This window comes from Kitasatospora sp. NPDC056327, from assembly GCF_042261735.1.
Lineage (GTDB): Bacteria > Actinomycetota > Actinomycetes > Streptomycetales > Streptomycetaceae > Kitasatospora.
Genome location: NZ_JBHJRC010000396.1, coordinates 1 through 6353 on the forward strand (window position 1 = coordinate 1; position 6353 = coordinate 6353).

Here is a 6353-nt window from a genome sequence, read left to right on the forward strand (position 1 = left end):
GGTGCGCCCGGTGGGCCGCCGCGCCGCGTCCGCCCGGCCGGGGGTGCCGGTCCGGGCGGGCCCGGCGCGGCGGCCCGCGGGGTTCCCCGTACGGGTGAAGGTGACCCGGGTCGCCGCAGAACACGGGACCGCCTCCCGAAAAGCCCCTGCCGCTGTCGGTGCCCCGTGGCAGGCTTCCCGGTATGACGGCGTGGACGATCAACGACATCGAACGTGCGATCCGCTCCTCCTGGGGTGCCGACACCTGCGCGCCCGAGGACCAGGCCCAATGGCGTCCCGAGCATCCCGCCCACGGCCAGTGCCGGGCGACCGCCCTGGTGGTGCACGACCTGCTCGGCGGCGAGCTGCTGATGGGCGAGGTGTCCGTCGGCGGCGTCCGTACGGACCTGCACTGGTGGAACCGGTCCGCCGCCGGGACCGAGATCGACATGACCCGCTCGCGCTTCGGCCCGGACGAGCTGGTCGGCCCCGGCCGGCCGGTCGCCCGCCCGCAGCGTCCGGGCCGGCTGCAGGCCCAGTACCAGCTGCTGCGCCGCCGGGTCCTGGCCCGGCTGGAGGCCGGCTCGGTGGACGGGCGGCACGCGGCCGCTGCCTGACCGGCGCCGCTCCCCGCTGACGTACAGTCGGTCCGGGCGCGGCCGGACGAGCGGTCCGGCCGTACGGGCGACCACGGGAGCGGGCGATGAGCGGGATGCGGATCGGCTTCGTCGGACTCGGCGCGATGGGCCGGGGCATGGCCGCCAACCTGGTCGCGGCAGGGCACACCGTGCGGGTCTGGAACCGGTCCCCCGGGCCGGTGGCGGAGCTGGTCGCCCGGGGCGCCCTGGCCGCCGACGGGCTCGCCGACGCCTTCGCGGCCGACGTGGTCGTCTCGATGCTGGCCGACGACGAGGCCGTGGACCGACTGCTGCTCGAACCGGCCCTGCTCGCCGGCGCCGGGGCCCGCGTGCACCTCAACACGGCCACCGTCTCGGTCGCGCTGGCCGAGCGGGCCGAGGCCCTGCACGCCGAGTACGGCATCGGGTACGTCGCCGCCCCGGTGCTCGGCCGCCCGCCGGTGGCCGCGGCCGGGGAGCTGGAGTTCCTGGCCGCCGGGAACGCGGAGTCGCTGGCGGCGGTCGAGCCGCTGCTCGCCGCGATGGGGCGGCACACCTGGTACTTCGGCGAGCGGCCGGCCCAGGCCAGTGCCGCCAAGATCAGCACCAACTTCCTGCTGGCCTGCGCGATCGAGTCGATGGCCGAGGCGTGCAGCCTGGCCGAGGCCAACGGCGTCCGGCCGGCCGATCTGATCGGGATGCTCAGCGGCACGCTCTTCCCGGGCCCGGTCTACTCCGGGTACGGCTCGATGGTGGCCGAACGCCGTTACGAGCCCGCCGGGTTCAGGCTTCCGCTCGGTCTCAAGGACGTCGGTCTCGCGCTCTCCGCCGGTGCGGCGAAGCACGTGCCGCTGCCGTTCGGCAGCGTGCTGCGGGACGCCTTCCTGGACGCGCTGGCGCACGGGGACGGCGAGAAGGACTGGGCGGCGGTCGCGGCCGTGGCGCGCCGCCGGGCGGGGCTCCCGGAGTAGCGCCCGGCGCGGCCGGTTCCGGGACCCGGCCGCGCCGGACCCCGGACGGGCGGCGGCATAGGCTCGGGCCTTCGACCGCACGACAGTTCGCCAGGGGGTCCCGATGTCCGAGCCCAGCGGCCGCGCCGACGCGCGCCGGTCCTTCCTCTTCCTCGACGCCGGAGCGCGGGCCGACGGGAACTCCGTGCAGCTCGCCCGGCTGGCCGCCGCGGCGAGCCTGCCGGAGGGTGCCGAGCAGCGCTGGCTGCGCCTGGCCGACCACCCGCTGCCACCCTTCGAGGACCTCCGGCACGTCGAGGGCGGCCGGTACGAGCCGCCGGCCGGCCACGGGCGCGTCCTGCTGGACGCCACCCTGGCCGCCACCGACCTGGTCTTCGTCACGCCGCTCTACTGGTACGCCCTGCCGACCGCGGCCAAGCTCTACCTGGACCACTGGTCCGGCTGGCAGCGGCTGCCCGGCGTGGACTTCCGCGAGCGGATGGCCCGGGGCACCCTCTGGGTCGTCACCGCGTACGCCACCGAGCCGGACAAGGCGGAGCCGCTGATCGGCACCCTGCGGCTCACCGCCGAGTACCTGGGCATGCGCTGGGGCGGCGCGCTGCTGGGCCGCGGCAACCGGCCGGGGGACGTGCTCGGGGACGAACGGGCGCTGGCCGGGGCCGGGTCGTTCTTCGCTGGCGGGTAGCTCCGGCGGGCAGTTCCGGCGGGCGACTCCGGGGCCCTCCGGCAGGCGGTAGCGGAACCTCCGGTACCGCCTGCCGGTCATGTCCGGTTCACCGGCCCTTCGAGAGCAAAAACCCTACCGAGGGGCAGAGTTGGGCCAATCGGACATGAAACCTCAGGAGTCCGACGAATACCGGCACCCGCCTTCCGTCACGGCCGGGGGCTTCGATATTCTCCGTCGGACTTTCAGCTTCGCGGGGGGAACGCGGCGCGCACGACCGCCCGTCCTTCCGCGCCCCGGGCCGCGCCCGGACACTCTCGTGAGGTCTCCTTGTCCATCTCCATACCTCGCAGTCTCGCCCTGGCCGGCGCTGCCGCGCTCGCCGCCTCGATGGCGCTGACCGGCGCCCAGGGCGCGGTGGCCGCCGCCACCACCGGACCGTCGCCCGCCGTCGCCCCGCAGGCCGACAAGGCGAGCGCCCGCGCGCTCGACCTGTCGCTCGACGGTGTGCCGCGCACCTTCGTCGCCGGCGGCGAGACCAAGCTGTTCAACTTCACCGTCGACAACAACACCAAACACGACTTCGTCTACTACCCGCTGCTCAAGTTCAAGAACAACAAGGGCACCCTCCGCGGGCAGCACCTCAAGGTCGAGTACCAGCTTCCCGAGTCCCTGGACCGGACGAAGACCTGGCTGCCGGCCAAGCCCGCCCCGGGCGGCGGCGAGACCGACGACGACGGCGTGCTGTTCCTGCTCGCCAAGCTCATCGACGGCGTGACGCCCGACTACAAGAACTCGCTGCTGGCCGTGAACAAGGGCAGCAGCCTCACCCTCACCGTCCGCGTCTCGGTGACCCAGGACGCCCCGCTCGGCTCGGCCGGTGTGGTGCCGGTGGCCTTCGCCTCCAAGGTGGAGGGCAACAAGGAGCCGGGCCCGGGCGAGTTCATCGGCGAGAGCGACTGCGCCGAGAGCTTCCGGATCGTGGCCGGCGGCGGCAAGCCGAGCCCGACCCCCACGAAGCCGACGACGAAGCCGACCACCCCGAGCGCGAGCCCGACCAAGCCGACCGGCAGCCCGTCGGCCAGCACGACGCCCTCCGGCTCGCCGTCCGCCACCACGACGCCGAGCGGCAGCCCGACGCCGAGCGGAAGCCCGACCGGCAGCCCGAGTGCCACGGCCACCCCGAGCACGAGCACCAGCCCGTCGGCCACCACCACGCCGTCGGCCACCACCACCCCGTCGGCGAGCACCACGCCGAGCACGACCGGTACGCCGAGCACCACGCCGAGCGCTTCCGGCACCCCGTCCGGCTCGCCGAGCGCGACCACGTCGCCGTCCGGCAGCGCCTCGCCGAGCGCCTCCGGCAGCAGCACCCCCACCACGGGCGTGACCCCGGGCGACGACGAGACCGGCGCCCGCCCGCCGATCGACTTCCCGGTGAAGCTCCCGGCCATCGCGCCGCTGCCGGTCACCCCGGAGGCGGTCGCCCAGGCCCGGTCCAACGCGGACAAGGCCCTGGCGACCACCGGTGGCGGTGACGACACCACCGGCATCGCGATCGCCGGCGGCGTCGTCCTGGCGGCCGGTGTCGGCACCCTCGTGGTGCTCCGCCGCCGCCGCACCGCGCAGCAGGGCTGATGCCCGGCCGCACCGCGCGGCAGGGCTGACGCCCGCACCGGCGGCATCCGCCGGCGCCCCGCCCGTGTCCCCGGTCCCCGGGGGCACGGGCGGTTCCGTCGGGCCAGGTCCCCCCGGCGGCACGGACGGGGCCGCCGGGAGCCTAGGATGGCCCGCCGAGGAAGCCGACAGGGCAGGCGAGGTACCGGGGTGCGGGGACGGAGCGCGGAGCGCTCGGCAGAGTCGGGGCGGTCGAGGCGCGGAGCGCGCGCCTGGACGGACTACGAGGCCGCCACCGGCCGGATCGCGGGCCTGCCGGTCCGCAGACACCACGTGCTGCTGGTCGCCTGGACGGTCCTGTGGTTCCTGCTGGTCGAGCCGAGCGGTGGCTTCTCCTGGCACTACCTGCGCCAGGGCGAGGAACTCCTCTTCAGCGACCGTCCGGACGGCGGCCTCGCGCTCTACGCCCACCACCCGGAGCTGCAGATCGGCCCGGTCAGCCTGGCGGTGGCGCGGCTCTTCTCGCCCTTCCCGCCCCGGACCGGCGCGCTGCTGGCCGAGGCGGCGATGTCCGGGCTGGGCCTGGCGATGCTGGTCCTGGTCGGCCGCACCGCCGCCCGCCACTACCTGGGCACCGGCACCAACCACCGCCGGCTCCAGCAGCGGCTGCTGATCGCAGGCCTGGCGTTCATCCCGATGTGGGTCGAGGTGTCGGTCCGCTTCGCGCACCTGGACGACGTGCTGGCGCTGTTCTTCACCACCCTCGCCGCCCACGAGCTCAGCCGGGGCCGGGCGACCGCGGTCGCGGTGTACCTGGCACTGGCGGTGGACTCCAAACCGTGGGCGCTCGCGTTCGCACCGCTGCTCCTCGCGCTGCCCCGGACCCGGTGGCTGCGGTCCGCGCTCTGGTTCACCGCCCTGGTGGCCGTCGCCTGGCTGCCGTTCTACCTGGGCGACCTCGACACGATGGCCGCCGCCAAGTTCACCATCCCCAACCAGCCCGCCTCCGCGCTGCGCTGGTTCGGCGTGACCGATCCGGCCACGCCGTGGTGGGACCGCCCGGCGCAGTTCGCGCTCGGCCTGGGACTGGGCACCCTGGCGGTGTGGCGCGGCCGCTGGCCGGCCGTCGTGCTGCTGGGCGCGGACGCCCGGATCCTGCTCGACCCGAGCGTCTACACGTACTACAGCGCGTCGATCCTGCTCGGCACGCTGCTCTGGGACACGGTCGGGCAGCGGCGCCTGGTGCCCTGGTGGAGCTGGATCGCGCTGGCCGCGCTGTACGGCGGCACGCTGTTCCTGCCGTCCGACCCGGCGCGCGGCTTCGTCCGGCTGGCCTTCGTGGTGGTCTCGGCGGCGTACGTGCTGCTCTGGCCGACCGGGTCCCGGCGCGGGAGGGGCCGGGGCGGCTCCCGGCGGCCGGCCGGCCGGGACGGCGTGCCGGGCGCCGAGCGCGAGCGGGCCGCCGCCTGACGCACCCGGCCGCGGACTTGACCCTCACGCAACGGGAGGAGGCAGGCTCGTGACCGGCAAGGAGGGAGAACCCGGATGGACGACGGGGACGGGTACACGGTCGGCGCGGTGGCGAGGATCGCCAAGGTGACCGTCCGCACCCTGCACCACTACGACGGGATCGGCCTGCTGTCCCCCCGGGGCCGCACGCCGGCCGGCCACCGCCGGTACGACGGGGCCGACCTCGGCAGGCTGCAGCGGATCCTGTTCTACCGCGAACTCGGGTTCCCCCTCGAAGGGATCGCGGCCGTCCTGGACGACGACTCGGTGAGCCCGAGCGAGCACCTGCGGCGCCAGCACAGGCTGCTCACCGACCGCATCGAGCACCTCCGGAAACTGGCCGCGGCCGTGGAACACGCGATGGAGGCGGAGAAGATGGGAATCCGGCTGACCCCGGAGGAGAAGTTCGAGCTCTTCGGCGAGAACTACCGCGAGGAGTGGGAGAGCGAGGCGGAGCAGCGCTGGGGCGACACCGCCGCCTGGGCGGAGTCCCAGCGCCGCACCGGCGGCTACGACAAGGCCGACTGGGAGCGGATCAAGGCCGAGGCGGACGCGCTCAACGCCCGCCTGGTCGAGGCCTTCACCGCCGGGGAGCCCGCCGGCGGCGGCCGGGCGACGGACCTCGCCGAGGCGCACCGGCAGCACATCCGCGACAACTTCTACGACTGCACCTACGAGATCCACCGCGGCATCGCGGGGATGTACCTCGCCGACCCCCGCTTCACGGAGGTCTACGAGGCGCTCGCCCCGGGCCTGGCCCGGTGGCTGCACGACGCCATGATCGCCAACGCCGACCTGCGCGGCGGCGGACCGGCGTAGCCGGCCGGGTGGCGGTCGGCCGGCTGTGGCCGGATAGGCGGTGGCCGGACGGGCGGCGCGCCGTACCCGGTGGGCGGCCACCCGGCACATCGCCACCCGGCACACCGCCACCCGGCACACCGCCACCCGGCACACCGCCGCCGGGCTCACGCGGTGCGGGGCGCAGCGCCCCGCACC

6 protein-coding genes are annotated in these 6353 nt (G+C 75.3%); all 6 read left to right on the top strand.

What is annotated here, in order from left to right; translation table 11 throughout:
- Nucleotides 1–182: 182 nt before the first annotated feature.
- The 6 genes from ACFCX4_RS33715 to ACFCX4_RS33740 all read left to right on the top strand — a co-directional run bounded on the left by ACFCX4_RS33715 (nucleotide 183) and on the right by ACFCX4_RS33740 (nucleotide 6176).
- Nucleotides 183–596: a hypothetical protein gene (locus ACFCX4_RS33715; protein ID WP_376150854.1), complete on the top strand. Its 414-nt coding sequence runs from the start codon at nucleotides 183–185 to the stop codon at nucleotides 594–596.
- 86 nt (nucleotides 597–682) lie between these two features.
- Complete coding sequence (locus ACFCX4_RS33720; RefSeq protein WP_376150856.1) at nucleotides 683–1567, top strand: NAD(P)-dependent oxidoreductase; 885 nt, start codon at nucleotides 683–685, stop codon at nucleotides 1565–1567.
- Between the two features lie 103 nt (nucleotides 1568–1670).
- Nucleotides 1671–2252, top strand: a complete 582-nt coding sequence (locus ACFCX4_RS33725; RefSeq protein WP_376150858.1) for an NAD(P)H-dependent oxidoreductase — start codon at nucleotides 1671–1673, stop codon at nucleotides 2250–2252.
- Between the two features lie 309 nt (nucleotides 2253–2561).
- Complete coding sequence (locus ACFCX4_RS33730) at nucleotides 2562–3869, top strand: LPXTG cell wall anchor domain-containing protein (RefSeq protein WP_376150860.1); 1308 nt, start codon at nucleotides 2562–2564, stop codon at nucleotides 3867–3869.
- Nucleotides 3870–4160: 291 nt separating this feature from the next.
- Nucleotides 4161–5318 (top strand): hypothetical protein, encoded by a 1158-nt coding sequence (locus ACFCX4_RS33735; protein WP_376150864.1) that lies wholly within the window; start codon nucleotides 4161–4163, stop codon nucleotides 5316–5318.
- 75 nt (nucleotides 5319–5393) lie between these two features.
- Complete coding sequence (locus ACFCX4_RS33740) at nucleotides 5394–6176, top strand: MerR family transcriptional regulator (RefSeq protein ID WP_376150862.1); 783 nt, start codon at nucleotides 5394–5396, stop codon at nucleotides 6174–6176.
- Nucleotides 6177–6353: the final 177 nt, after the last annotated feature.

Coding starts and splice junctions, on each gene's coding strand:
- ACFCX4_RS33715 (WP_376150854.1), top strand. CDS start 183: ATGACGGCGTGGACGATCAACGACATCGAACGTGCGATCCGCTCCTCC.
- ACFCX4_RS33725 (WP_376150858.1), top strand. CDS start 1,671: ATGTCCGAGCCCAGCGGCCGCGCCGACGCGCGCCGGTCCTTCCTCTTC.
- ACFCX4_RS33720 (WP_376150856.1), top strand. CDS start 683: ATGAGCGGGATGCGGATCGGCTTCGTCGGACTCGGCGCGATGGGCCGG.
- ACFCX4_RS33740 (WP_376150862.1), top strand. CDS start 5,394: ATGGACGACGGGGACGGGTACACGGTCGGCGCGGTGGCGAGGATCGCC.